The 482-nt window shown below is 65.4% G+C and carries 1 protein-coding gene; it reads right to left on the bottom strand.

Annotated features, from left to right (window positions below; genetic code table 11):
- On the bottom strand, nt 1-482 hold a 482-nt coding region (locus ACTXPP_RS14205; protein WP_443342778.1), incomplete at both ends, for an AMP-binding protein.

Here is a 482-nt window from a genome sequence, read left to right as displayed (position 1 = left end):
CACCGTGATCGGTCAGGGTGGACTGGTCGGTGAGGATCAGGGTCGGGGCACTGTCAGCCAGGATGTAGTTGACCCGGTCAGAAGGGTAGTCCGGATCGATAGGGACGTAGGCGGCACCGGCGCGCATCACCGCAGTCAACACCACCGGCAGATCGCCGCACCGGCGCATGGCCACGGTCACTCGGTCGCTGACACAGACCCCGTGGTCAATGAGGAGTCTGGCGAGGGTGTTGACCCGCCGGTTGTACTGCCGGTAGGTGTAGTTGGTTCCGGTGGCGTCGTCGATGATTGCCGTGGCCGTGGGGGTGGCGGACACCTGATCAACTAGCAAGGAGTTCAGGGTCGTGTCGGACGGAATGTCCAGGGATTCGCCGGTGCCCCACGTGGTCAGTGCGGCGTGGTCCTCGTCGGACAGCAGGTCCAGATCCCCGATGCGGGCATCGGGGGTGTCGGCCATCGCGGTGAGCACCCGGGTGAACACG

Origin of the sequence: Candidatus Corynebacterium faecigallinarum (assembly GCF_052264515.1) — a bacterium.
Taxonomy (GTDB): Bacteria; Actinomycetota; Actinomycetes; order Mycobacteriales; family Mycobacteriaceae; genus Corynebacterium; species Corynebacterium faecigallinarum.
The sequence above is the reverse complement of the archived record's forward strand: the minus strand, read 5'-3'. Positions and strand labels throughout refer to the sequence as shown.